The sequence below is a fragment of the Sphingobacterium lactis genome (genome assembly GCF_051951495.1).
Taxonomy (GTDB): Bacteria; Bacteroidota; Bacteroidia; order Sphingobacteriales; family Sphingobacteriaceae; genus Sphingobacterium; species Sphingobacterium lactis_A.
In genome coordinates, this window is the sequence record NZ_JBNHAS010000003.1 from 287,285 (window position 1) to 313,953 (window position 26,669).

Here is a 26,669-nt window from a genome sequence, read left to right on the forward strand (position 1 = left end):
TAGAATGATGATGAAAAATTTGATCTATATAATAGTACTGTTCCTATTTTCCTGCAACGATTTTTTGGATGAAAAAGCGGATATCTCTTGGAAAGAGCCGGAAACGCTTGATGATCTGCAGGCTCTTCTTAACGACGAAAGCAATATAAACGGCTACCTCCCTTCTATTGGCGATATCGCCTCGGATTACTACTATCTATCCGAACAGAATTTCAATTCCAGAAGTGAAAACGCCAGGCTGCTCTATAGTTGGAACGAAGATGCCCTGACGAACAATACCTGGACTTTTTCCATGTCCCAGATATTCTACTTTAATCTTGTTCTCGACAACATAGATAAAGTATCGCTTGGGAGTATGTCCGAAAATGATCGGAGGAGAATAAAGGGAAATGCGGCTTTTTTGCGGGCAATGACCTATTTTCAGCTTGCTATTGTTTTCTCACCCCAGTTCAAAAAAGGGATGAACGAAAGCGAGGCGACCATTCCGATTAAAAAGACGCCCGATATCGGGGAGGATATTGTTTTCTCAACAGTAGGAGACCTTTACAGTTTCATCGAATCTGATCTACAGACTGCCGTGGAACTGTTGCCCCAGCGGCAGGAGATCAGGACAAGACCTTCCCGTTTGGCCGCCATGACCCTGTTCAGCAGATTTTATCTTAGCTTAGGTGATTGGGAAAAGGCCTCTTTCTATGCTGGGGAGGCTCTCAAGGACGATGTTGTGCTGCTGGATTTCAATGATCTTTCTCCAAATTCCCAGATACCCTTTGAGCGGTTCAACGCAGAGACTATTTTCTATTCTACTGTATCTGGAAACGAAAGTATTTTTTCTCCATCTGTTGCCAATGTACCAGAGGAACTTGTTGACTTATATGAGGAAGACGATCTCAGAAAGTTTTTATTTTTTACAGATTCGGGAGATAAACTTACCTTTAAAGGGAGTTATACGGGCACGAACAATGCTACATTGTTTGGCGGATTGACCTCGGGAGAACTATTTTTAAACTGTTCAGAGTCATTGGTCAGATCAGGCAAGATAAATGAAGGTCTAGATGTACTTAACGGGCTCTTGGAGAAAAGGTATACAGAAAATTCGTTTACCGGTTATTTTGGTCTCAACGAAATCGATGCTTTGACCCTGATCAAAAGGGAAAGACTGAAAGAGCTTTGTTTCAAGGGTGGCATCAGGTGGATGGATCTAAAACGTTACGCTGCCGAAAGCGATGACCCTTTTATTATTACCCGACAGGTGGGAGAAAAGAACTACCAAATTGATCTCCAGAAAAATGATAGTCCTTTTAAACTCCCAGTTGAAGTTGGTAAAGAAATAACGCGTTAAGCACATCTAAAAAGCTGACTCTAAGATTATTTAAAAACAATAGATCATATCCCAATTGCTAGGATATGATCTATCAGTATTTAAAGTTCAGTAATTGGTTGTTTCTTCGAGTTATTGAACATAACAATTGATCATGCCGATCAATCCTTAAAGTATACATCCTCCGCAGGTCTCTCCTTGTTGATCTGCTCGATGAGATCCTGTGTTAATTCGGGATGGCCATCTCCACGGTCTTCGGCCATTACTGCACACACCTCATCGCTTCCCGTGCATAATTCCTCAGGGTTGCCAGTGAATGGCTGATAACTGTCTTCTAGGGTTGGATCTGCTGTCGGTGACGTCAGTTCCCAGGCAGTTGCCACAATTTTTTTTGCGGGTTCTTCTTTGTTTTCGAGAGCCTTAGCTACAGCCCCCGCTGCTACGGTGATACCTAGTATCACTGCAATCAGTGTCATGATTTTTTTCATGATATTGTTATTTAGTTTTTTGTAATGATATTGTTGTTGGCACTGTAATAGTACCATTAAAAATTACTGTCAGACGACCGATCAGCTTCCTTGAAACCAAAAGGCCAAGCTACGCCTAAAGAGGGCGAACCTACACGGATAATAGAACCTGTTAACAACTCTCTTCCGGGCTAAGGCAGTCCGACAAAACGGTCTTTCCAGTTTGATAACTTTTGGTATAAACGGAACGGGTATGGGCATCCGCAGGAACAGCGCATACAGCTTAGTCTGTGCAGACCGGTACAGTCCCCCCATTTTTAGGAAGAAATCTGTCTTTTTTCTTTTCGCCGTGTCTTTACTGTTCATCGCATCCATTTTTTTATCCGTTTACCAACCTTTTGGCAGCGGGTGACCTAGTCATCCACCGGCCCAAATTGTTTTATTTGCGTTGGCACCTTATCGCCGTGCCGGCGTCCCTTCCAACCGGTCCGCTTTAAAACTTACCAGCACCCAACGGTTTGCGCACAGGAGAAGACGATCATTTTCGGGGCATCTTCTCCTTAGCTCCGGTTGCTTTTGCCCGCGGGGGAACCACGGTATGAAAGTAGGGTGCTCCCCTGCTACATTCCCTTGAAATTTCTTTGTGCTACCTAAAGGGTAACATCTACATCGATAAAATTCGTTATTTCTATTAATGGACAGGTAGAAAAAAAGGCACGAAATTCACCCATTTTTTCTATAAAATGGGTGCTAAAATGTTACTTTTTTTCGCATGAACAGCGGGGAGAAACCAAATTTATAATCTGAAAGAGGCTTTAACAGCATTCTGAGGGCGGAAATCCGAATGTTTTCTTGAACTGGATCCCAAAGCTCCTAAAATCGCGGTAACCAACGTGGGAGCAAACTTCCTTAGGAGGTATCGCTTCTTCTTTCAGTAGCCTTCTGGCTTGGTGCATGCGAACCTGTATAAGATAGTCATAAGGTGTTGTGCCAAATTCATTCCGAAAGGTTTCAATCAGTGTTTTCTTGGTGACATGGAAGACTTTCCCAAGTGTACCAATCCCCAATAGAGGATCGGCATAGTTTTTTTCCAGATAATCCCTTATAAGGTAAACTCGTTGGCCGAGCAACCTATCCAGTAGCCGGTGATAATAGATGATGATCCGCTTAACATCCCTTAACAGGAGGCTTTCCAGATCGTTCCCCTTTCCCTCCTTAAGCCCGAACAATTTTCCCAGTTTTACATGCATTCCCTCATCGATCCGGCAGGCCGGCATATGGCCAAGAAGATCATCGCCTTTCTGCATGCTTTCCAAAAAGGGCTCCAACCGCGGAAGGTGACCAATATTCTTCGCGACCCACTCTGCCCGCGGAACGACATAACAGAACCGGTGCCTACCTGCCGGTAGGCAGTATGAGAATTTTCCTTTGCTGTTGTAGGTGGCGTAACAGGTATTCCCGGAAGCTCCGGCAACCCTGCCGATGACGGGGACTTCGAAGGCGATCTCACCGTCCAGCATCATAAACAGGAAGAGGCTTGTTTCCAGCACTGTATAATCCGCTATCAAGTCGGTTTGTAAATCTACATCTATCACCTCTATGAAGAAAAGGAAATGGCTGTAGTACTGGCTGATAATTGTTCCTTCTTTAATGCTGATACGCTCGGCCCGTCCATAGGCCAATCGGTTACCGCACCATCCGGGGATATTTCCGGTGATGTCGGTCACCACAGCATGTGACCGGAACTGATATGTAACTGTCCTCCTCATATCGGGGCAGGTTAGAAAACCGTAAAGGAACGCACATAATTTACAGACAGTGGCCGTTTTTGACAAATATTTTCGACCAAATGGTGTTTTACCACCACCAACACCCAATCGGACACCACGAACAATATATTTGGAGGTTCCCCAAAAGGGATTCATGCCATCAAAATTTCGCTGCTCCTCGACAAGCAGACCGACGGTTTTCCATTCTTCACCTAAAGCATAAAGATACAAACCGCACCCCCGCCAAGGCCTGCCTACAGCAATAAATATGTGACCGTTTTGGGTTTTTGGTAGGTTAGCTTTTTTACTTCTGGCGATAAACCTCTTATACCCAGGCAGAAGTGCACATCCTCTAAGCGCAGTAGTTTTTTGGTAATATATGGAAATACAGGGGCTCTTTCGTAACTTTAGGGATATACGTATTCTGCGTATAGCGAAATATGATGCCGATATGGAATTAAAAACAATCCTCTTTAAACGTTATCCAGGCCTGTACCTGTTCCTTATTTTCGTCTACGGATGCCAGCAGACTGCCGACAGATCGAATGACCGGATGGAGTCCGTACCTGTTTCACCGATCCAGACCGAACGTTCCAAGACCGAAGATACGGTGGCCGTGGATAGTATGGTTCATGGCCCTGACCGGAATAAAATGAGGGATACCTTGCCCCAAAGAGCGGAACCAAAAGCAAAGCAGAACGAAGATATACCGATGCTTATTTCCACAGACGTCATGCAGGATACACTGCTGAAAACGGCCGTTCTGGAAAAAGATTCCCTTATGCGGGGAAAAGTAACCCTTTCGGTGCTTACAATGGCTGGAAAGGCTCCGGCGGTAGAAGAAAAGATCTCTGTAAGAATGTACAACTATTCATCGGACACATTACTGACCGGACTCAATTATAGCGTAGAGTTTCTGGATAACGGAAAATGGACTAAGGTTTCCCCACCAAAAAACGTAGGGTGGGTGGATATCGGATATATATTAAATCCCTTTATCGCAAGGGACTTCCCCATATTGTTGTTTCCCGACCGGCACACCTACCGTCCGGGAAAGTACCGGGTGAGCAAGGGGTACCGTATTCTCCAACATTCAGGACGAAACCGGGAAAAGGAAGTCTCCGCTGAATTTGAAATGGAATAAAAATGGCATGACCACCTCGGTTCCGGAAAAGTTTTACTGTCCGACCTTACGGTTTACATTTCTGATAAAGTTCCCGATGTCGGAAAGGCCTTTTCTTCCCAGTCCTTCAATGGAAGCTAGATCTTTATGTGAACTTGCCAGCAGGGCCGCAACTGTAGTGATACGGTTCCTATAGAGGATATTTATTACGCGTTTTCCCAGTTCTTCATCCAGATGCCTCAGATCAGCGTCCATTATGCTGGAAAGCACGAACTCATCATCGTCCAACAGACTTCGTAGCTTCATGGACAGCCTGTAGAGCGAGGCATAGTCCATAGCGCCGAGATCAAGCCTCATTTTTCTTCCGTCGAGGATTACTTCTATTTCCAGTTCTTTCATTTTGCTTTGTTGTATCCCCCGTTAAAAGTGCTTTCAACTGTATTAAAGCCTTTTAATCTTGTCCATCGATCTCTCGTTGAGATAGAACAGAACCAACATCATTATTTTTTTTCAGTTAGCAAACTTTTTTCGACGAAATGGGAAATTATTACCACGAAATACCTTTTGAACACCACGAACAATAGTTCAGGCTGTCAAAACCTAACGTACCTTAGGATTGGCCGGACTCTTTTTTGTTTATACTTCTACTGATAAAGATACAGACCATGCTTCCATCAAGATTTATTTAAAGCAATAAATATGTGACCGTTTTCAGGTTTTTGGTTGGTTAAATATTTCCGCGTCCCTTTTTTATTGGTTAGCTTTAAGGTGCGATTGAATATGTAGACCTAAAATATCCCGGGATATGAAAAAGACCGTCCTATCAATTTACCACGGAGAGAAAGGAAAACAACGTTCCCCGATAACCTTTCATTTTCCCGAGCCTGGTCCGGGAGGCAGCGTGCATATAGGCAAACTTAGCGATGCCGGAAAGGGCTGGCAGACAAGATCACTGAGTGCTGCCGGGATCGGCAGGCTGTTCTGCTACAGGCAGTACCGGGTTACCCAGTCTGTAACGTTCATCACCGAACCTTCCGAGCCGGCCATCTGCCTGCGCATACATGTAGGTAAGGGCGCGGCTTTCGGCTACCAGGGAGAGAAAACACATTTGCAGCTGGACTTTATGGACAATCGCATCTTCTGGCAGGGGGACCGCATTACCGAGAACCGGCTGATGGAAGACGAGCATACGCTGGTCGAGCTTTACTTCCGCCCGGAATGCCTTTCCCATCTTGCCGATAGAAATACGGTGATGGACATCATCGATCAGTCACTGACCGAAAGAAACGGCCCCATTGACCAGTATGTGTTCAGCAGTTCAGGTGAACTGGATAGTTTTCTCTGGAGCATGCTGGAAGAAATCGACACAAAGAGCACCTCGGTAGAGCGTTTTCATTATCTCTGTGACTGCCTGTTGCTGATGTGCCTCGGCGAAAAGGTAGAGGTAGAGCCCCGACCGGATAAGGAGGAAGAAGGACTGTCCGAAAAAGACAGAGCAGGCGATAGGCGTTACGAACCATCTCCGCCCGAGCAGGAAATATTGTCTGAACTGGAAGGAGCGGACAGGAACGGACTGCTGGAGGAACTTGGGACACTGCTGACTGAAACGGACAGGCTGAAACAGACTGTCAGGAGGGAGCGTGAGCTTGACAGTGAGGTAAAGGGAATCGCCGAAACGGTCCGCAGGCTTCCCTTCGAAAAACTGGGGACGCAGTACATGAAGGCAGCATATCTTCTTGCCGGTTGGTACAAAAGTAAAGAGATAACTGCCAAAAACAGGAAGCTCCTGAAACAGGCCATCGTAAGTTCCTGCGAAAGTGCTTTCGGACTGCGTTTGCCTGCTATGGAAGAGATGGATTTTTATGTAGAATGGTCGGGCAGGCCATATGTCTCCGGTCCGATGGGGGCTGATATGATGACCGACCTGTTATCACTTTTCCTTCCACCGGACGCTCCGAAGCTGACTCCGATGGACGGAACACCGCGGAGCGGAAACCTGCTCCTGGAACAGATAAGGGAAGCCTTTGGATTTAAGAGTATGTCCGAGATAAAAGGAGAGACTGCAAATGACAGACCGAAAGAGGTCGTTGAGCTTTACCAAAGGCTGATGGATCACTTCTGCGATACGCTGGATTTTGGAAAAGAGGGAGAGATACGTCGGAGCGATATCGTACGTGAGCTGGATTCCGCTTACCAGGAAAATGATCTACTGACGCTGTTACAGATAGAAGCCGAAAATCTTGCCGGTGATCCGGATTATATCGGGGGGCAGGACGACAATAGACTCCGGTGGCTGATCGTTGCCCTTCGTTCTGACAGGGGCAATTACAGGGAGATGTTGCGGGAAATGGAAGAGAGTCCTGCGTACCATGACCTGCAGAGCTTTCATCGTCTCGGAGGTGACATGGAGAAATTCCGCCGTCAACTGAAACGCAACCTAAAAAAATTGGTTCCGGTCAGTGATGAATTCTCATCCCTCTTAGCTGATATCACTGCCTACCCATCAGCGGGCAAAGCGATGATACTTGCCGAATGTATATTAGCGAGCAGGATGCAGGAGTGATCCGCGTATGATATCCCGCATGAAGTTTCGTATATCGGTGAGTGATTTTCGTCCTTTAGTAATTATCGCCGCTGGCGGCTACACCTCGTTTCGGACCTCACGGCCGAGTGGTTTAACAGTTGTGTTAATGACACAAGGGTGAGCAGCCAAAACAAGCCCACCCTCTTTGGCCGTCCATTACCGGGAACTAATATTATCCGGCTTTACTACCTTTTAAACATGGCTGTAGCAAAACAACCGGCATTTTCCCGAAACCAACATTTGGCATTAATGTATCATATTTAGGTTTTTTGTTATCCAGTGTTGCCTCCAATCTGTCCATATCACGTCCTATGCGTGTATCCAGCAATTTAGCATAATGCTGGGTAGTCTTAATATCCGTATGGCCGAGCATCTTCGATACGGTTTCAATCGGCACATCATTGGATAGAGTAACTGTTGTGGCAAAGGTATGCCTGGCCATATGGAAGGTCAATTTCTTCGTGATAACACATAGATCGGCAATCTCCTTGAGGTAGCTGTTCATCTTTTGGTTACTGAGTACCGGAAGCAACGTTCCTTTAGAAACACAGGGAGGATAATCACTATAACGTGAAAGAATTTCCAATGCCTTTGGCAGCAGGGGAATATTCGACGCGGTCTCTGTTTTCTCACGGCTGGTAAATATCCACAATTTGCCTCCGAAACCTCTCCCAATATCGCTATCGGTCAGTTTTTTAACATCGGCATACGACAGTCCCGTATAGCAGCAGAACACAAAGATATCACGCACATGTGCGAGTCTGGGAATCGCGAAAAATTTGCGTTCTATACGCTCCAGCTCGTGCTCGGTAAGAAATTCTTTTTCTTTCGCCTTGGCAGAATTCTTATAGAATGCGAAGGGATCTTCTGTAATCCATTTATGCGCTATACAAAGTTTGACAATCTTCCGTAGATGCTTGATATACTTGGCGGCGGAGACTTCCGAACAGCCGAGTTCCGAGCGGAGGAAAAATTCATAACCGGCAACAAAACCATGGTCCATCTTTCTTACATCTATATCCTTTAGGTTAAGATGTTCTGTCAGATACAATTCGATATGGGAAAGGGAAGTGTTGTAACCCTTCAGTGTATTGGGCTTAAAGCCTTTTCCCAAAAGTGCTTTCATCTGCTCGTTATGTTCGAAGAAAACAGCCAGCAGTGTTTTCCGCTTGATATCCTTTCCGAGATATTTGAGTTTGATGGATTCCGCGGTAATGTCCTCTCCGTTTTTGGTCATCTGGAGATGGATATCCGCTATTTTGTGCTCGAGGGTATCCAGATAGGTATTCAACGTTTTAACGTCCTCTTTGGTTCCCTTGGCGCGGTTTGCCTTTGATATCCATTTCGTAGGATCGCATTCCCGTCCGGTGGACACCTCCTTCGGTATCCCGTCCACGGTAATACGCATGTATATCGGCTTGGGGCCGCTTACATAATTTTTTGGTTTCTTCAAGTAGAAGAGCAAGGAATAATTTGTACTCATGATACTATCATTTAAGTGAAACAAACTTAGCCTTGCAGCCAATCGAAATCAAGATGTTTAGTTTATGAACAAGCTGTAAAACAGCAGGTTAAAACCTTTCCAGTGAGTAGTCTGACGTGAGAAAGTGACTCACCGAATAACTCACTTTTTTATTGGGAAAATTTGAAAGATCTGTAGATACCGACAAAACAAAAAACGCTGTAAACATTTAATTTACAGCGTTTTAGTGTGTTTTGACTTTTAAGTGTGTAGCCCGTAGGGGAATCGAACCCCTGTTTCAAGAATGAAAATCTTGCGTCCTAACCCCTAGACGAACGGGCCTTTCTGCTTTGGTGATGCAAATATAGAAGCTTTATTTATACCTCCAAAATATTTTGCACCGCAAAAATATAACTCATTGGCTTTTAAACCGATATTTTTATATCAAATCGAATCCTATGTCCGTTCTGAAGTATTTTCCTTGGAAAAAGATACGTCCCGCATCAGCAGTCGCTTGCTGAAGTGCCGAAAACAAATCATCTTCCAATGCAGTAACTGCCAATACACGACCACCTGCTGTCAACACCTCGCCATTCTCTGATTTCGTACCTGCATGAAACACGATCGACTCCTTAACATTCTCGATGTTGCTAATCACTTTCCCCGTTTCATAAGCCCCTGGATAACCGCCAGAAACGATCATAACCGTAGCGGCAGTTTTATCTGTCACCGTATAAGAACGCTTATCCAAATCTCCTTTCGCAACACCCTCTAACAAATCCACTAAATCCGACTCAATACGAACCAATACTGACTCTGTTTCCGGATCACCCATACGCACATTGTATTCAATCACATATGGATCACCCCCAACATTCATCAATCCTATAAAGATAAAACCCTTATAAGGGATATTATCTTTCTTCAAACCATCAACGGTAGGTTTGATAATGCGTTGTTCTACCTTATCTAAGAAAGCCTGGTCTGCAAATGGAACTGGAGAAACCGAACCCATTCCACCGGTATTTAAGCCTGTATCTCCCTCACCGATTCTTTTGTAATCTTTAGCTGAAGGCAAAACTTTATAGTTCTCACCATCTGTCAATACAAATACCGAAAGCTCAATACCCTTCAAAAACTCCTCAACCACCACTACACTACTTGCTTCACCAAACTTCGCATCATTGATCATCGCCTTCAATTCAGCCTTAGCATCTTCATAAGACTCACAAATCAAAACGCCCTTACCTTGAGCCAATCCATCAGCCTTCAATACGATAGGCAGCTGCTGAGTATCCAAATAAGCCAAACCTGCTTCCAAAGAGTCCTTATCAAAAGATTGGAATGCAGCTGTAGGCACTTGGTGGCGAATCATAAACTCTTTCGAAAAATCTTTAGACCCTTCCAATTGGGCACCTTCTTGTTGAGGGCCAATTACCGCGATACTTTTTAGTTTCTCGTCTGCAAGAAAATAATCGTGAATACCTTTTACCAAAGGCTCTTCCGGACCTACCACCACCATTTCAATCTGATTAGCCAAAACAAACTCGCCGATAGCTTGGAAATCTGTCACCTTTAAGGCAACATTTTGGCCATATTGAGATGTTCCAGCATTACCCGGAGCAATAAACAATTGATTAAGTTTTGGGCTTTTCGAGATTTTATAGGCAAAGGCAGACTCTCTACCTCCAGAGCCGATGATCAGAATATTCATACCGCAAAGATATTGAAGCCATTTAATAATTAGCACTCTAATTTATTCTTTTCCTATAATTCGCTGCTTTTTTCGTAATATTATAGGGAATTAGCCAAATTAATTATGAAGAGCTCGAGAAATCTCCTTCTATTACTTATCACACTCACTGCTGCTTTAACTACTCAAGCGCAACAATTAGAAAAATCGCAGAAAATCCTCAACGAATATGCGAACAACCACCCACAAGAGAAGCTACACATGCAGACCGATCGCAACGTCTATGCCGTTGGTGAAACGATCTGGTACAAGATTTATAGCGTAATTGGGATGGAAAATCGCCTATCCGTATTATCCAATGTGGCCTACATCGAGTTAATCAATCCGGCGGGAAAGATTGTCGATCAAAAAATCAACGCCCTATATGCTGGTGTCGCAGTTGGAGAGATGGCCTTAGCAGACAGCCTTGTCGAGGGCTCCTACCGACTAAGAGCCTATACCAATTGGATGCGGAATAACGATGAAGATTATTTCTTTGAAAAAGTCATCAATATCGGAAATGTCCGCTCAGACAATATTGAAACACAAAGTACCACCATCACGGAGAATGGACAGGAATTTTATGTTATTCAATTGGCGAATGTAAGCGGTGCTGCCATGCCAAAGACAAAAATATCCTACGAATTTAAAGATGGCGAGAAGGTAGTCGATCGTGGAAGAGAAGACATCGATCAAGAAGGTCGTATAAAAATTAAAGTAACTGACAAAAACAAAGGAAAGCTACTCTTCCTAAGCTTCACCAATCCTGATAAAAGGAAAGTTCAAAAAACAATCAGTACCAAGTCTTTCTTTTCCGAGAACAGCATACAAGCATTTCCAGAAGGAGGTCACTTAATAGCAGATGAGCTTAACCGCATCGCATTTAAAGCCATCAATCCACAAGGGAAAGGAATCAAAGCAAAGATTTATATCCTTGCTAACAATACCGATACGGCGGCTACATTAGAGACCAATAGCCTAGGTATGGCATCCGTTCCTTGTTATTTAAACAAAGGGACAACCTATACCGTTCAGGCACATTTTGCAGATAACACACAGAAGACCATTAACCTTCCTGCAATTGAAAACAGTGGTTACTCGATTTCAGTAAACCAAAGTAGCCCAGCAAAAATCTTTGCTCAGGTAAATATCTCCCAAGACAAAGTCAATAATGAAGAGGTCTATTTTGTCCTTCATCACTTGGGAAACATCTATTACATTGCCAAGCAAAAAGCTTCCAATAAGAATGTTCTTTTTTCCATTGGAAAAGATAAGGTGCCTACGGGCGTAATGACCATTAGCATCATGAACAAGGATTTCTTGCCCTTGGTAGAGCGTGTGATATTCAATTTGAACAACAACCGCATCATGCCATTGACTATTAAACAAGACAAAGATTCGTATGGCAAGCGTTCCAAGGTTACCAACAACCTAACGCTAGATTTGGGCAATTCTGCAGGCACAGACACAGCAACCTTAGCAAGTCTTTCTGCATCGGTTATTAATCTAACAAAATATGGCAAGGATCTTTCCGATGATGTTAGCATCCTAAGTAGCCTTTACCTCAATGCTGATTTAAAAGGCTTCATTGAAAAACCGGCTTATTATTTCAATGCTGATGGAACCGTTAAAACACAAGAATTGGATGACTTGCTTTTGACCCAAGGTTGGCGTAAAATTGACTGGAAACAATTGGACTCTTTAAATAATACACCGAAGTACCCTATTGAAAAAGGACTTCGCATTACCGGTATGGTGAAAAAGTTAGGACGTAAAGCCCCTGCCGCAAATGCGAAGGTGCAATTGATCTCCACCAGAAACTTTATGGATTTCCTCGATACAACCGCTAATGCTAAGGGTGAATTTGAATTTGATAAATTAATATTCCCTGATAGCGTTAAGTTCTTGGTATCTGCTCAAGATGAAAAGGGCAAGAAAAACATTGACATTACCTACAATAAACCTAGCCCAGCAGATGTTAACTTGGCTAAAAACGATCCACTTATACAGAACGATGTCAATGCAAGTTTCCGCGAACAATTACTAGCCGGAAAACGCTTTTACCAACAATTGGAAAGCAAGGGTCTTATGGACAAGGTAACGGAGATTGAAGAAGTAGTCGTGACGGTTCAAAGACCAAAAGTACCTGATAATTCCACCAATTTAAATGGTCCTGGAAATGCGGATCAAGTGATCACCGCTGATGACCTCTCTACTTGTACCACATTGGAAATGTGTTTAGCAGGCCGATTAATGGGGGTTGTATTCCAAGGTGGAAAGCCAATGAATACCCGTGGAAATGTGGAAATGCAAGTGGTCTTGGACGGAATGTATGTGGAGAGTGATATGTTAAGCACCATAAATCCACAGGATGTGGCTAGTGTGGAGGTACTCAGAAACATCAACTATACCAGTATCTACGGTTCTTATGGTGGAAATGGCTTAATTGTAATCACGAGTAAAACAGGTCGTGATGCTTCTCGTGGAAACTTCCAACCTCGTGGATTATTAGCTATTCAGCCTAAAGGAATTTCCCTAATGAAAGAATATTACAAGCCAGAGTATGATGTAGATTCTAACAAACAATTTGATCAGGATCTACGGATGACCATACATTGGGAACCAGGAATTGTAACCGATGACCATGGTAAGGCGAGCTTTAACTTCTTTACCTCCGATGAAATCGGAACCTACCGAATGATCATTGAAGGACTGGATGTGGAAGGCCGCCTAATACGTAAAGTAATCGACTTTGAAGTCAAATAATAAAAGAAACCGAGGGGATAGCAAAACCCTCGGTTTTTTTATGCCAAGTAAAGTAACTCCAGAAAAACCAAGCCTACTGATTTTGAACAGCAAGCTCCATCGTATTCCCCAAGACCGTCAGTGGAATTATAGGATTAGCTTGTCATAATCCTTATTTTTTCCGTAAATTACCTTGATTAACGAAACAACTGAATTAGGATGAGCAATTACATTAAAACCCAAGTTACGGATCATATCTGCTACATACTTTTAGACCGGGGCAAGTCCAACGCTATGCACCTGGAGATGATTGATGAACTTACCGAAACTTTGCAAAAACTACGTGATGATGAAGCGATTGAGGCGATTGTATTGCAAGGAAAGGAAGGTTTCTTTACTTCTGGCCTGGATCTGATAACTTTATTTCAATACGATGAAGAGCAAATGCGTGTCTTCTGGAATCGATTTATCAACTTGATTCAAGAGTTGGTGTCTTTCCCTAAGCCTAGCATTGCAGCCATCACCGGGCATAGTCCTGCTGGAGGCTGTGTTTTAGCCCTAGGTTGTGACTACCGCGTCATGGCCGAAGGCGAATATATTATCGGATTAAATGAGGTCCCAGTAGGCATTATCGTGCCTAGCAGCATATTCGAATTATATAGCTTCTGGATTGGCAGTGCGAATGCTTCCCGATTCCTTTTGGAAGGCAGATTACTACCTCCTGCAGAAGCGTTAAAGGTTGGTTTAATCGACGAAGTGGTACCTTTTGATCGTATTCAGACAGCAACAGGTCGCAAAGCAAAACAATTCATGCAGTTTGATCGTAATGCTTGGCGAGCTTCCAAACTTAATATCCGTAAGAATCTATTGGCACAAGTAGCTGAAACAAAAGGCGAAGCCATTGAACAGGTTCTTAAACAATGGTGGGCACCTTCTACACGCGCCATCCTACAAACAATCATTGATAACTTAACTAAAAAAGCATAACATGGCCGTACAAGGAGCATTACAAAAAGACGCCTTACTAGGCAAAACCGTGGTGGTAACAGGTGGCGGCACAGGACTTGGCAAGGCCATGTCCACATACTTTTCGGAGTTAGGTGCAAACTTGGTTATCAGCAGTCGCAAACTGGATGTGCTGGAAGCAACAGCACGTGAGATATCGGAAAAGACAGGCAACTCTGTTCTACCAGTTGCTTGTGACATCCGCGATATTGAAGATGTAAAAAATATGCGCCTTAAAGCAGAAGAAGCTTTTGGGCAAGTGGATGTATTGGTAAATAATGCTGCAGGAAATTTTATCTCCCCAACGGAGCGATTATCTGCCAATGCCTTTTCAACCATTATCGATATCGTTCTCAAAGGGACAGTAAACTGTACCTTGGAATTTGGTAAATCATGGATTGAGAAAAAACAAGCTGCCAATGTCTTGAATATAGTCACGACCTATGCCTTCACCGGTTCAGGATATGTGGTACCATCAGCAGTTTCCAAAGGTGGCGTATTGACTTTAACACGTTCCTTAGCAGCAGAATGGGGCAGATACGGCATTCGCAACAATGCTATTGCGCCAGGACCATTCCCTACCAAAGGTGCTTGGGACCGCTTATTGCCAGGTGATTTAGCCGCAAAATTCGATTTTAAAAACCGTGTTCCCCTAAAACGCGTTGGAGAACATCAGGAACTCGCAAACTTGGCTGCATTCTTGATATCTGATTTCGCAGGTTATATCAATGGTGAGATCATTACCATTGATGGTGGCGAATGGCTTCAAGGAGCTGGTCAATTTAGTGGACTTGAAGCTGTATCCCCAGAAATGTGGGATGCCATCGAACAGACTATCCGGAAAAACAACAAGTAAACAGCATGAAGAAAAACATTCTATACTTCCTGAGCATCGGTTTATTACTTTTTGCTTCTTGTAATAACAGTAAGAAATCTGATAAACAACAGCAAGATAGTATCCCTCAGGTATCCATGAACAATCCCGAAGAAATCCAACAAATCTCCGAAGTCATTTCCCGATTTGCAAGGGCATACCTAAGTCAGGACAACGATAAGATCAATGCTTTAATCAATCCTGAAACTGGAATCGCCATCATTCATCGACCAGGTGTTGCAGACACCTATACGCTAGTGGACAGCATAGATTTTAAAAATCCAGTACCTGCTCACTATGCCTATGAAACCTTTCAAAACGATCAGGTCTTGACCTTTGCCCCTATCCCTGAATTCGATTGTGGAAAAGACAAATGGACTAAAATCGGATTCTTTTGTGATACTACAGCCAGTACAACACATAAACCTTTGGAAACAATCGCTAAGTTCTTAGCGGAATTTGAGGATGTAAAATTCGACGAGGCAAAGAAAAAAGAAATTGAATCCTTGGAGAATGGCGCATATCGTGTAATTTTAGCACAAGAAAAGAACTCCCTGATCTTCCATGTCAAGAAATTTAAGAATGGTTGGTTTGTGACGATCTTAGATCGAGCATATGGTTCATGCGATGCCTAATGAAAATTAGGACTATAAAAAGAAAGACGAATAAGTAGAAAATCACAATACAAAGACAGCAATACGCTTTATGAGCAATTTTGATCAAGAAACACAGCAAAGAATCCAACAATGGACAAGCAATGAGTACGACCCGGAAACAATTGCCGAGGTTAAGAAATTAGTAGACCAAAATGAAGAAACCGAACTTCTAGACTCTTTCTATAAAGAGCTGGAATTTGGTACAGGAGGTTTACGTGGAATTATGGGTGTTGGCTCAAACCGCATGAATAAGTATACTATCGGTAAAGCCACACAGGGTTTAGCAAATTACCTTAAAAAACAATTCCCTGATCAACAGCTCAAAGTTGCCGTTTCCTACGACAGTAGAAACAATTCCCAATCTTTCGGTCATCTAGTAGCGGATGTTTTCTCGGCTAATGATTTCCAAGTATATCTATTCCAGGAATTACGCCCTACGCCTATGCTTTCCTTCGCTGTAAGGCACTTTGGCTGTCAAGGTGGGGTGATGTTAACCGCATCCCATAACCCTAAGGAATACAACGGCTATAAGGCTTATTGGAATGATGGAGGACAACTTGTCGCTCCACATGATAAAAATGTTATTAAGGAAGTAGATGCCATCCAATCGGTTTCAGAGATCAAGTTCGAACGCAAAGCGGAGAACATCAAATTAGTTGAGGCTGATTTCGATGATATCTATGTGGCGGCAAATTTGAAATTAAGCATCAATCCGGGCGCTGTAAAGGCTCAGAAAGACTTGAAGATAGTCTATTCCCCAATTCACGGAACAGGCGTTACAATCGTCCCTAAAATGCTCGAGGCTTGGGGATTCAACAATATACACGTAGTTGAGGAACAAGCAGAGCCCAATGGAAATTTCCCAACGGTGGTTTATCCAAACCCTGAAGAGGAAGAAGCCATGTCTATCGCCATGAAAAAAGGTGAGGAGCTGGATGCCGATGTGATTATGGCAACTGACCCTGATGCTGACCGCGTAGGTGTAGCAATTAAACTTCCTTCTGGTGAGTACCAATTAATCAACGGAAACCAAATCGGTAGTTTGTTGACTTATTACGTACTTTCTTGTAAAAAAGCGGCTGGTGCATTAAAACCAAACGACTATATCGTTAAAACCATAGTAACCTCTAATCTTTTCTCCGATATCGCGAAGAGTTTCGATGTCAACTATTACGAGACCTTAACTGGATTTAAGTTCATCGGAGAAGTGATGACCCAATTAGAGGGCAAGGAAAAATATTTAGTTGGTGGAGAAGAAAGTTATGGCTTTTTAGTTGGTGATTTAGTGCGTGATAAAGATGCGGTAAATGCTTGTGCATTTATTGCTGAAATGTGTGCTTATTTCAAAAATGAAGGTAAATCCCTATTCGATGTATTGTTATCACTTTATGTAGAATACGGCTATTATAAAGAGAAATTAATTTCCCTTACGAAAAAAGGAAAAGCAGGAGCGGATGAAATCAAACAGATGATGAGTGATTTACGCGCTGACTTACCAAAATCATTGGGAGGGATTGCTGTTGCGGAAGTTCGTGATTACCAACAGAGCGAAGCAACAGATATGAAAACTGGATCCAAGACCAAAATCGATCTTCCAAAATCAGATGTATTACAATTTATCACGGTAGATGGGGATGTTATTTCCGCAAGACCGTCGGGAACAGAGCCTAAGATTAAATTCTATTGCTCCGTAAAAGAGACGCTTTCCTTTACTTCCGACTATGGTCAGATTTCTAACCGCCTGGATGATAAAGTAACACAAATGATGGCCGATATCGTTAAGGACTAATGGAAAAGTGGAAAGTACTCGATTCTAAATACATCATTCAACGTCCTTGGGCTACATTACGTATAGACCGCTTGGAAATGCCTTCGGGACATATCAAGGAGGAATATTATGTATTGGAATATCCTACCTGGGTTAATATGATTGGTATAACAGAAGACAATCAAATACTCTTTGTTCGACAATACCGACACGGGGCACAAACGATCATGGTCGAATTGCCTGCAGGTGTAGTGGAAGATGGAGAAGATCCGGAAGTTGCCGCTCGAAGGGAATTGTTAGAAGAGACCGGATATGCATTTGACGATTGCGAATATATTTGTGAACTTTTTGCAAACCCGGCTACATCAGGAAATCTTACCTATACCTATCTACTAAAGGGTGGTAAAAAAGTCCAAGAGCAACAGCTTGATGATTCTGAGGATATCGAAGTTGTTTTGATGAATATAGAAGAAGCCAAGCAATTCTTATTTGACAATAAAATCGGACAGGCCTTACACAGTTCGGCTTTGTTTTATACCTTTAAAAAGTTAGGCCTGCTATAAGCAAGCCTAACTTTATTCTTTCCCTACCTTGATTTCCGCAATATTTAACGGTATTTTCTTACCTTTGCCGCATGGCAAGAGAAATTTATGAAACTAAGCGAAAGGCATTAAAAATTAACCTTAATGCAGATATTTATGGAACCTTTGCAGAGATTGGCGCGGGACAAGAAGTTGCCCGTAACTTCTTCGAAGCGGGTGCTGCCTCTGGAACCATTGCAAAGACAATGTCCGCTTATGACATGGCTTTCTCCGATGCTATCTATGGCGTAGAAGAAAATGGCCGTTACGTAAGCCGTACGCGCCTCACCAAGATGCTGAAGCATGAATTTGAATTGCTAACAGAGCGTCTTCACGGCGAAAAATACGCCACTAAGAAATTCTTCGCCTTTGCTGATACCGTTACTACTTTAAATTTCACGAAAACCAATGAGCCTCACGGATGGATTGGTATCCGCTTTCAACATGAAGTAGGAGGTCCAACCAATGACATCATCATTCACGTACGCCTCTTGGATAGCGACAACCGTCTTCAGTCCAAGGTTCTCGGCATATTGGGTGTTAACTTAGTGTTTGCTGCTTATTATTACGCGGAGAATCCGCAGCTTATGATCGAATCCCTGGTAGACAACCTTTCAGTAGGTTCGGTTGAAATTGATCTGGTAAAAGTATCTGGACCAATATTCGAAAATGCGAACGAACGTCTTTTAAACCTATACTTAATCGCAAAAGGATTTGCTCGCGCTGCTATCTTCAGACCTGATGGAAAGGCTGCACAAATCAAAGACTATTTGTACAAAAAGAATATCATCATTCTAAGAACCAAATACCGTCAGAAATCGAATCCAAACTTTGACCTATTCAACTTAGCTGTTGAGGAGTTCCGTAAAAATACGGGAGCTATTCCTGAAGATACCGTCGTATTAATTGAAGTACTGATGGGTAATGTATTGGATGAAAACTCAAGTATTACGGATGAGGATTTGGTTTACTTTGCTCATCGAGCGGAATATCTTTGTTCCACAGGAAACAACATATTAGTCTCCAATTTCCGTAGAAATAACCACTTAGCGGAGTTTGTTCAGACCTTTAAGCCGAAAAACGTAGGTATTGCAACCAACGTGTCCAACTTAAAAAACATCTTCAACACAGACAACTACAACAAAGCGAATTACACGAACGAATTGTTAGCTTATATCTCTGGAATGTTCAGCAAGAACGTAAAGCTCTATGCGTATCCTTACTTGGATAAAAAGAACAATAAGATCGTTACGACGAAGAATATGCCTGTTTCTGATGAAGCAAAACCATTATTCGACTTCTTAATCCAAAACTGCTATATCGTGGATATCGAAGATTACGATGAGAAATTCGTGAAGACTGTTTAATAACAGCCTAACTAAAAGAACCCCTTTGACCATCACTGCTCAAAGGGGTTTTTTACGGACTAAACTTCCACTTTTACCTGTAAAAACCTGATCTAGCTCTTTAGCATAGTCTATTCCTATGTTTTAAATATATCCTACTATTTCCTTTGGGTTTCACTTGAGTTAGCTGGTAGTTAAACTTGAGTTTGCTTCGAGACTCTCAAGGAATTTCTAAGGATATGATAAGGATCTCTTTCGGATCTCGTTCGCTTCTAACCGAACGAGATCCGAAGGAGATCCGAACAAGTTCCGAAGGAGATCCGAAGGGTTCTCGAATCCAACCCCTAGCAAACCCCTATGAAAGACGATGAGACTACAGACAAAAGACGAAGAGACTACATCATAAAACGGGAGTAAAGCAATTTCATAAATCCTAAAAATAATACGCATAAAACTCTTAAACAATCAAGAATTTTGATGGCTCTGGCTTTCACTATACAAGCGTTCTACATGTATTACAAACTGTCTTCTATTTCTTTAATTAGGGTAACTCTGTTCATAGGATAGCCTGCTTTTGAAAGGCTAAAAGTACCATCCTTTTTAATGACAATGTAGGAGGGGAAGCCATTAGCTCCGGTCTTCCTCATAATGTCCTTGGTTAATCCTTCTAAGGCATTGATGTGTTGTCCTTCTAGGTTATAATAGGCTATTAATTTCTTTAGTTGTTCGTCTTTTCCTGTATCGTAATTGGCGATATACAAAAAGGTCACATCCTTACCCAAGAAATGCTTTTTAAGCGGACCCGAATTCTTCACTATTTCTTGGTGACAGGGTGCACACCAAGTGCCCCACATATCGATAAGCACTGTTTTTCCTTTATATGCACTTAGCACTTGATCAAACGAAGTGAATTTTTCACCATCTTTTACAAAAACCATTTTATCATTAAATTGGCGATTATCATTTTCTTTGACCTGTGTAATAAATGGTGCAAAAATATTTAAGTATTGGTTATTTGGATATTTCTTTTCAAAGCGATCGATGATTAAGGCGCTGCTAGTTTGCTTATTTTCTTTTATGTCCATCAAAAGGTGGGCATAGGCATACTCGTTTACTTTTCCTGAAAAGTATTTATTGATGATACGTTCCTTTAACAAATTTTCACTATCTGTATTATACTCCATTTTAGCTTCATCAATGGTTAATTCTGGATAATAGGTTTTATACATATTGGTATCTGACGGATTCCCCCACAACTCTTCTTTATGTCTTAAAATAAAATATGCAAGCAATTCTCTGTATTGAAAGCTACCCAATGCTTCAGGATTACTAAGGGGTTGTAGCGCTAATAGGCTATCGCGTTTATTAATCCAATTTTTTGCAATATTCTCCGAATCCTCCATTCTTCCGATATTGTATTTATGATTACCCCAAAAACGATAAAACAAACTCGCTTTGGTATAAGCTAAATGATTCTCCATCATGATTTTCATTGCTTTAGATGGTTTATGTTTTTGTTGGTAAACCTTCCAAAGATTGGCATCCCTTTCATAAATACTATCAATTTTTTGAAGAACAGGTTCCGGATTCTTTTCTTCTGTAAAATCCTGTCCACTCCAATAAGAAGGTGATATAGGAAGATATTGGTTATTTTCTGATCCCTTTCCTGTCACCAATATGGAATCTTTTTCATTTATTCGCAAAATTTCTAGGGTAATTCCATCACCAGGAGAGAGATAAATAAACTTCGTGGATTGTCCATAAATTAACATAAATGGTTCAATCGAATTTAATGCAAAAGTTCGATGGAGTTGACCGTCCGATAGTTTGAACGCATTTTCCTTCATTGAATGTCTTAGAGGCTCAAGGAAGGGGTTAACGCCTAAAGGCAATAAAACTCCCTTTCCTTCTTTGTTCGCCTTGTCAATAATATGGAATTGGGCAGTTTGTGCCTGGGAAAAAGAGAAAATAAAGCAGGAAAATAAAGTCAGAAGGTAGATAACATTTCTAAGCATTTTCATTAGACAAATTGGTTAAATATTGAATATCAACCTAATATAACGAAAACATCGGTTGAAAAAGAGAAAAGTAACGCTATTTATTAATGCTCCAAAACAATAAAGGCGTCTCCAAGAAACGCCTTCATTTAAATATTATCTTAATTATAAGAACTTCTTAAAGATAGAATAAAGAATTTTTAGGTCTTGTTCTGTCAGGTTTGCGGAAGTCACATCTTTTTGGATATAGTGATATTTAAATCCCTTGATAGCCGCATCAAGATTTTTTACATCATAACCGATGATTCGAAGGGCAATCTTCGGATCAAAACCTACCGGAGGAGTTTCTAATACCTCATCATACCAGTATCCAAATCCTTTGTCTGCAAGTGTTTTCCAAGGGAAACGCGAAGGATCGTTCTTACGGGTTGGGGCATAGTCCATGTGGCCAATAAAGTTTGCCTGTGGAATCTTATAGGTGTCTTTCAAATAAGTCAACAATTGAACAAGGGCATTGATTTGCACATCTGTCCAAGGGTCTGTGGTACCGTTATTGTCCAATTCAATTCCGATAGAAGAGGAGTTTAAATCGGTGTCATTCCCCCAGCGCCCTAAGCCTGCATGGTGCGCACGGTAGTAATCATTCACCATTTGTACGATCTTACCTTCACGACCTATCACATAGTGTGAACTCACCCCTGCCCGTTCGCTATGAAACGTTTTAACGGTTTGATCCAATGACTTCTGCGCTGTATGGTGAATCATAACATAATTGGGCTTGCGCATTCCGAAGTTAATCGATCCGATCCATTCTTTGTTATCTGCAGCAATCTTTTCGATCTGGCTTTTTACTGGAGCTTCCTTATAAATTGTGGAGTACTCCTTTGCTTTGCGTTTATAAACCTTTTCGGTTGCTGCATATTTACCGCCGCATGAGGTTGCCAAGGCAGCGATAAACAAATAGGTGATTGCATTTTTTAGCATATTGTTAAATATAGGTAAGCAAATATAATCGGATTAAAGGGCATCTACAACGAATTCCGGTCTTTCTACCCCAGGTTCGAGTTCAACTACTTGTAAATTTCGAAACTCCATTAAAGCGCCTTCTGCCTCTAAGCAGATATAGCCTTTTCGTTTAGAAGCTAGACGTATGCTGTTCACAAATTTGCCGTTCACCGCTAATTTAACCGTTCCATCTATACAAACGACCGTATAGCGGTTCCATTGCCCTACACCCAAACAGCGATTCTCAACGGACTTGCTGCGTACGCCTCGAGCATTATCTGGAGAGGCGGTCATCCCTCCTGCCCCAAACAGTTCGCCATGCACATAAGCAATAGGTTGTTGCACACCATCTTTCACATGAATATTTACCCAATCGAGCTCCAACATCTGCACTTCCATGCCCATGGGTAAGCGGGTATTGGGATCTGCTTTGGCATCAGACCATACAAAAATTCCTGAGTTCCCGCCCTTTTCCATGTGGCGCCACTCCACTGTCAGGATAAAATTCTCATACATCTTCTCCGAGCGAACCACCCCAATAGGATTGCCCTTATTAATTAATAGGTTGCCTTTGGCCTTCCAAGTGGAAGCGGAGGTGTTGACATCAATCCAGTTGATGGCTTTTCCTTTGCTTTTGGTTTCAAGCAAGGTTTCCTCGTAACTCTTCTCCTGACCAAACTGAAAAAGTCGATCTTGACTATAAGCTAATCTTCCCATCAAAATCAATAATAAGCCTATTAAAAGCCGATAAAGGTTCTTGTTTCTCATGTTTAGGTGTCCTTAATCTACTAAATTACTAAAATATTGGAAGGCTTATACTTGGGTAACAGGAAAATGGCAAAAGGATAATAGTTCTAGAAGGCAGGAAAGGTTAAAAAAGAAATGCCCCGATACGTTTATTATCGGGGCATTCTCTATAGTTCTATGTTGACTTATGCTTCCGCGTAAGCTTCGATTGGAGGACAAGAACAGATTAATGTTCTATCACCTTGTGAATCATTCACACGACCTACTGAAGGCCAGAATTTGTTGATTCTTAAGTACTCAATCGGATAAGCAGCAGTTTGACGAGAGTATGGTCTATCCCACTCATCTCCTGTTACTACACGTGCTGTATGCGGTGCATTTTTCAATACGTTATCTTTTTGATCTGCTTCACCTGATTCTACCGCAGCAATTTCAGCGCGGATTGCGATCAATGCATCACAGAAACGATCCAATTCTGGTTTAGATTCTGATTCCGTAGGCTCTACCATTAATGTTCCAGCTACTGGGAAAGAAACGGTAGGTGCGTGGAAACCATAATCCATTAGGCGTTTTGCGATATCTGCAACCTCAATTCCTACGTTTTTGAAAGAACGACAATCCAAGATCATCTCGTGTGCACAACGTCCATTAGCACCTGCGTACAATACTGGATAGTGTTGTTCTAAGCGTGCTTTGATGTAGTTGGCATTCAAAATCGCGGTTTTAGTAGCGTCTGTTAATCCCTTAGGCCCCATCATAGCGATATAAGCATGCGAGATAACTAAGATCGATGCTGAACCAAATGGTGCTGCAGAAACTGCAGAGATACCTTCCTCGCCAGAGATTTCAATCACCTCGTGATTAGGCAAGAATGGCACTAAGTGAGCCGCCACACCGATTGGGCCCATACCAGGACCACCACCACCGTGAGGGATACAGAATGTTTTGTGTAAGTTCAAGTGACAAACGTCTGCTCCGATATATCCAGGACTGGTTAATCCTACCTGAGCGTTCATGTTTGCACCGTCCATATATACTTGTCCACCGTTTTCGTGGATGATATTACAAATTTCTACGATTGGCTCTTCGAATACACCGTGAGTTGATGGATAAGTCACCATTAAGGAGTTCAAGTTAGCTGCATGCTCAGTAGCCTTAGCTCTTAAATCCTCTACTTCAATATTTCCACGCTCATCACATTTTACTACAACCACTTTCAATCCTGCCATAGAAGCAGATGCAGGGTTTGTACCGTGTGCAGACGCAGGGATTAGACAGATGTCTCTGTTGAAATCGCCACGGCTTTGGTGGTAAGCACGGATTACCATTAATCCAGCATATTCACCTTGCGCACCAGAGTTCGGTTGGAAAGACATCTTCGCAAATCCTGTGATTTCACATAACCAATCATTCAATTCATTGATCAATTGCATGTATCCGGTAGTTTGATCTACTGGAGCAAATGGATGTAATCCACCAAAACGAGCCCAAGTTACAGGAACCATTTCAGTAGTTGCATTCAACTTCATCGTACAAGATCCCAAAGGAATCATCGAGTGACAAAGGGAAAGATCTTTTGCTTCTAAAGATTTGATGTAACGCAACATCTCACTCTCCGAGTGGTGGCTGTTGAAAACTGGGTGAGTCAAGTATTCCGATGAACGAACAAGTTCTTCTGGAATAACCACATCCAATTCATTTACTAGACCTTCTAAATCTACATCTTTAGTGGTTTTGCCTTTGATCTTAGCAAATACCTTAACGATAGTTTCGATATCCGCATAAGTAGTTGTCTCATCAATAGAGATTCCAACGATATTATCTTGGTAGAAGAAGTTTAATTCATTGTTTAAGGCTTCTGCTTTCAAGGTGCCGATTTGATCACCAGCATCGAAACGCAAGGTATCAAAGTAAGCTTTGTTGTTTTGTGTATAGCCTAAAGACTGAATAGCTTTGTCTGCTAAACGCGCTAAGTCATGGATTCTAGAAGCGATTTTCTCGATTCCTTTAGGACCATGGTATACCGCGTAGAAAGAAGCCATAATAGCTAATAATGCCTGTGCAGTACAGATATTAGAAGATGCTTTATCTCTACGGATGTGTTGCTCACGAGTTTGAAGCGCCATACGTAAAGCATACTCACCATTCGAATCAGAAGTTACACCGATGATACGACCAGGGATATTACGCTTGTAAGCATCTTTGGTAGCAAAGAATGCTGCGTGTGGTCCACCGAAGCCCATTGGTACACCAAAACGTTGTGAGTTACCAACAACAACATCTGCTCCCCATTCTCCTGGAGGCGTTAATAAAGCTAGAGACATGATGTCAGTAGCCACACAGATGGTGATGTTTTTATCGTGCGCGAAGGCAGTGAATTCTTTATAATCTTCTACTGATCCATCTGCTGCAGGGTATTGAACAAATGCTGCGAATACATCATCTGTCAAGTTTTCTACAGTAAGATCAGCAATACGGATTTCAACACCAAAAGGAACTGCTCTTGTTTGCAATACATCTAAAGTTTGCGGATAGATGTTTGGAGTTACCAAAAACACATTCGCATCTTTATTCTTACGTGCGCTGTAAAGCATGAACATACCTTCAGCAGCAGCCGTCGCTTCATCTAAAAGGGATGCATTGGCAATTTCCAATCCGGTTAAGTCAGATACCATGGTTTGGAAGTTCAATAATGCTTGAAGACGACCTTGCGCGATCTCTGCTTGGTATGGTGTATATTGGGTATACCATCCTGGATTTTCAAATACGTTACGCTGAATAACACCCGGAAGGATAACATCATTATATCCTTGACCGATGTAAGATTTGAAGACTTTGTTTTTCTCTGCAATCTGAGCGATTTTCTCCAAATAGGCAACTTCGCTTAATGCTGCAGGAAGTTTTAAAGCTTCTTTCTTGCGAATCTGGGCAGGTACGGTCTGGTCGATCAACTCGTCCAAGGACTGTACACCTAAAACCGTTAACATCTCTTCTACTTGCGTAGCGCTTGGACCGTTATGGCGATCCTCAAATTTCTCTTGGTAAAATACGTTACTCATTTGATGTATTTGTTGTAACTTTTGGAACTGATTAACTTGCTGTTATCCAAATTATTTATCCCGTTCTTTGACTTGGGAATTTAGATGTGCAAAGATACGCTTTTTAACCTGATATTTTATGCCCGCATTAGCTCCGAATACTTTTATGAACACATCAAACGATTGCGCATAATATTGAATTTACAATAACATTACAGGACATTACTTGCAAATCATGCAACAAGAGCGATTCTTAATTTTATTTCCTTGAAAACAGAACAATTCATACAGAGCTGTATTGCTTCTCTATTCAAACGATTGCATTAAAAAAAAGACAATAATTAAACATTTTCTTTTCATTTTCTACAGAAGAGTCGCCTACATCAATGCCGAAATAATAGTATTAAAGGATTAAACATTAATTATTTACAATAATCTCCAGGATTTTAAGA

At 42.0% G+C, this 26,669-nt stretch carries 19 protein-coding genes and 1 tRNA gene; 10 read left to right on the top strand and 10 right to left on the bottom strand.

Annotated elements, in window-relative coordinates:
• Positions 1-4: 4 nt before the first annotated feature.
• On the top strand, positions 5-1,339 hold the full coding sequence (locus ACP6L2_RS13270) for a RagB/SusD family nutrient uptake outer membrane protein (RefSeq protein ID WP_440509831.1): 1,335 nt from the start codon (positions 5-7) through the stop codon (positions 1,337-1,339).
• Between the two features lie 140 nt (positions 1,340-1,479).
• On the opposite strand, the gene ACP6L2_RS13275 is transcribed toward ACP6L2_RS13270, so the two are convergent.
• Both ACP6L2_RS13275 and ACP6L2_RS13280 read right to left on the bottom strand, forming a co-directional pair.
• Positions 1,480-1,806 carry a hypothetical protein gene (locus ACP6L2_RS13275; RefSeq protein WP_440509832.1) on the bottom strand — a complete coding sequence of 109 codons (327 nt, stop codon included), beginning with the start codon at positions 1,804-1,806 and terminating at the stop codon, positions 1,480-1,482.
• A 794-nt stretch (positions 1,807-2,600) separates the two neighbouring features.
• Positions 2,601-3,785 carry a helix-turn-helix domain-containing protein gene (locus tag ACP6L2_RS13280; RefSeq protein WP_440509833.1) on the bottom strand — a complete coding sequence of 395 codons (1,185 nt, stop codon included), beginning with the start codon at positions 3,783-3,785 and terminating at the stop codon, positions 2,601-2,603.
• Between the two features lie 220 nt (positions 3,786-4,005).
• Between ACP6L2_RS13280 and ACP6L2_RS13285 the strand changes: the two genes are divergently transcribed.
• Positions 4,006-4,698 (top strand): immunoglobulin-like domain-containing protein, encoded by a 693-nt coding sequence (locus ACP6L2_RS13285; RefSeq protein WP_440509834.1) that lies wholly within the window; start codon positions 4,006-4,008, stop codon positions 4,696-4,698.
• Positions 4,699-4,731: 33 nt separating this feature from the next.
• On the opposite strand, the gene ACP6L2_RS13290 is transcribed toward ACP6L2_RS13285, so the two are convergent.
• Positions 4,732-5,076 (bottom strand): DNA-directed RNA polymerase subunit alpha C-terminal domain-containing protein, encoded by a 345-nt coding sequence (locus ACP6L2_RS13290; protein ID WP_440509835.1) that lies wholly within the window; start codon positions 5,074-5,076, stop codon positions 4,732-4,734.
• Positions 5,077-5,482: 406 nt separating this feature from the next.
• Here ACP6L2_RS13290 and ACP6L2_RS13295 point away from each other — a divergent pair, with 406 nt between their 5' ends.
• Positions 5,483-7,240, top strand: a complete 1,758-nt coding sequence (locus tag ACP6L2_RS13295) for a hypothetical protein (RefSeq protein ID WP_440509836.1) — start codon at positions 5,483-5,485, stop codon at positions 7,238-7,240.
• A 193-nt stretch (positions 7,241-7,433) separates the two neighbouring features.
• Here the strand turns inward: ACP6L2_RS13295 and ACP6L2_RS13300 are convergent, their stop codons facing one another.
• From ACP6L2_RS13300 to purD, 3 genes are all read right to left on the bottom strand, one after another.
• Positions 7,434-8,744 (bottom strand): site-specific integrase, encoded by a 1,311-nt coding sequence (locus tag ACP6L2_RS13300; RefSeq protein WP_440509837.1) that lies wholly within the window; start codon positions 8,742-8,744, stop codon positions 7,434-7,436.
• 249 nt (positions 8,745-8,993) lie between these two features.
• A tRNA-Glu gene (locus tag ACP6L2_RS13305) sits at positions 8,994-9,065 on the bottom strand.
• A gap of 97 nt (positions 9,066-9,162) precedes the next feature.
• On the bottom strand, positions 9,163-10,437 hold the full coding sequence (gene purD / locus ACP6L2_RS13310) for a phosphoribosylamine--glycine ligase (protein ID WP_344675312.1): 1,275 nt from the start codon (positions 10,435-10,437) through the stop codon (positions 9,163-9,165).
• A gap of 105 nt (positions 10,438-10,542) precedes the next feature.
• Here purD and ACP6L2_RS13315 point away from each other — a divergent pair, with 105 nt between their 5' ends.
• From ACP6L2_RS13315 to ACP6L2_RS13345, 7 genes are all read left to right on the top strand, one after another.
• Complete coding sequence (locus ACP6L2_RS13315; protein ID WP_440509838.1) at positions 10,543-13,221, top strand: TonB-dependent receptor plug domain-containing protein; 2,679 nt, start codon at positions 10,543-10,545, stop codon at positions 13,219-13,221.
• Positions 13,222-13,419: 198 nt separating this feature from the next.
• A complete protein-coding gene (locus ACP6L2_RS13320) occupies positions 13,420-14,187 on the top strand; it encodes an enoyl-CoA hydratase/isomerase family protein (RefSeq protein ID WP_440509839.1) in 768 nt (255 codons plus the stop codon).
• Position 14,188: 1 nt separating this feature from the next.
• Entirely contained in the window at positions 14,189-15,061 is an 873-nt protein-coding gene (locus tag ACP6L2_RS13325) for an SDR family oxidoreductase (protein ID WP_440509840.1), read from the top strand.
• Between the two features lie 5 nt (positions 15,062-15,066).
• Positions 15,067-15,714: a hypothetical protein gene (locus tag ACP6L2_RS13330; protein WP_440509841.1), complete on the top strand. Its 648-nt coding sequence runs from the start codon at positions 15,067-15,069 to the stop codon at positions 15,712-15,714.
• A gap of 70 nt (positions 15,715-15,784) precedes the next feature.
• Positions 15,785-17,524 (top strand): phospho-sugar mutase, encoded by a 1,740-nt coding sequence (locus ACP6L2_RS13335; protein ID WP_440509842.1) that lies wholly within the window; start codon positions 15,785-15,787, stop codon positions 17,522-17,524.
• The gene (locus tag ACP6L2_RS13340) at positions 17,524-18,066 is read left to right on the top strand and encodes an NUDIX hydrolase (RefSeq protein ID WP_440509843.1); all 543 of its coding nucleotides are present in this window, start codon (positions 17,524-17,526) and stop codon (positions 18,064-18,066) included. Before ACP6L2_RS13335 ends, ACP6L2_RS13340 begins: the two co-directional genes overlap by 1 nt.
• A 71-nt stretch (positions 18,067-18,137) precedes the next feature.
• The gene (locus tag ACP6L2_RS13345) at positions 18,138-19,451 is read left to right on the top strand and encodes a nicotinamide mononucleotide adenylyltransferase (protein WP_440509844.1); all 1,314 of its coding nucleotides are present in this window, start codon (positions 18,138-18,140) and stop codon (positions 19,449-19,451) included.
• A 494-nt stretch (positions 19,452-19,945) separates the two neighbouring features.
• Here the strand turns inward: ACP6L2_RS13345 and ACP6L2_RS13350 are convergent, their stop codons facing one another.
• From ACP6L2_RS13350 to gcvP, 4 genes are all read right to left on the bottom strand, one after another.
• Positions 19,946-21,277: a TlpA family protein disulfide reductase gene (locus ACP6L2_RS13350; RefSeq protein ID WP_440509845.1), complete on the bottom strand. Its 1,332-nt coding sequence runs from the start codon at positions 21,275-21,277 to the stop codon at positions 19,946-19,948.
• 315 nt (positions 21,278-21,592) lie between these two features.
• Positions 21,593-22,411 (bottom strand): N-acetylmuramoyl-L-alanine amidase, encoded by an 819-nt coding sequence (locus ACP6L2_RS13355; protein WP_440509846.1) that lies wholly within the window; start codon positions 22,409-22,411, stop codon positions 21,593-21,595.
• Positions 22,412-22,444: 33 nt separating this feature from the next.
• Complete coding sequence (locus ACP6L2_RS13360) at positions 22,445-23,200, bottom strand: 3-keto-disaccharide hydrolase (RefSeq protein WP_440509847.1); 756 nt, start codon at positions 23,198-23,200, stop codon at positions 22,445-22,447.
• 164 nt (positions 23,201-23,364) lie between these two features.
• Positions 23,365-26,238, bottom strand: a complete 2,874-nt coding sequence (gene gcvP / locus ACP6L2_RS13365; RefSeq protein WP_344675300.1) for an aminomethyl-transferring glycine dehydrogenase — start codon at positions 26,236-26,238, stop codon at positions 23,365-23,367.
• Positions 26,239-26,669 lie beyond the last annotated feature (431 nt).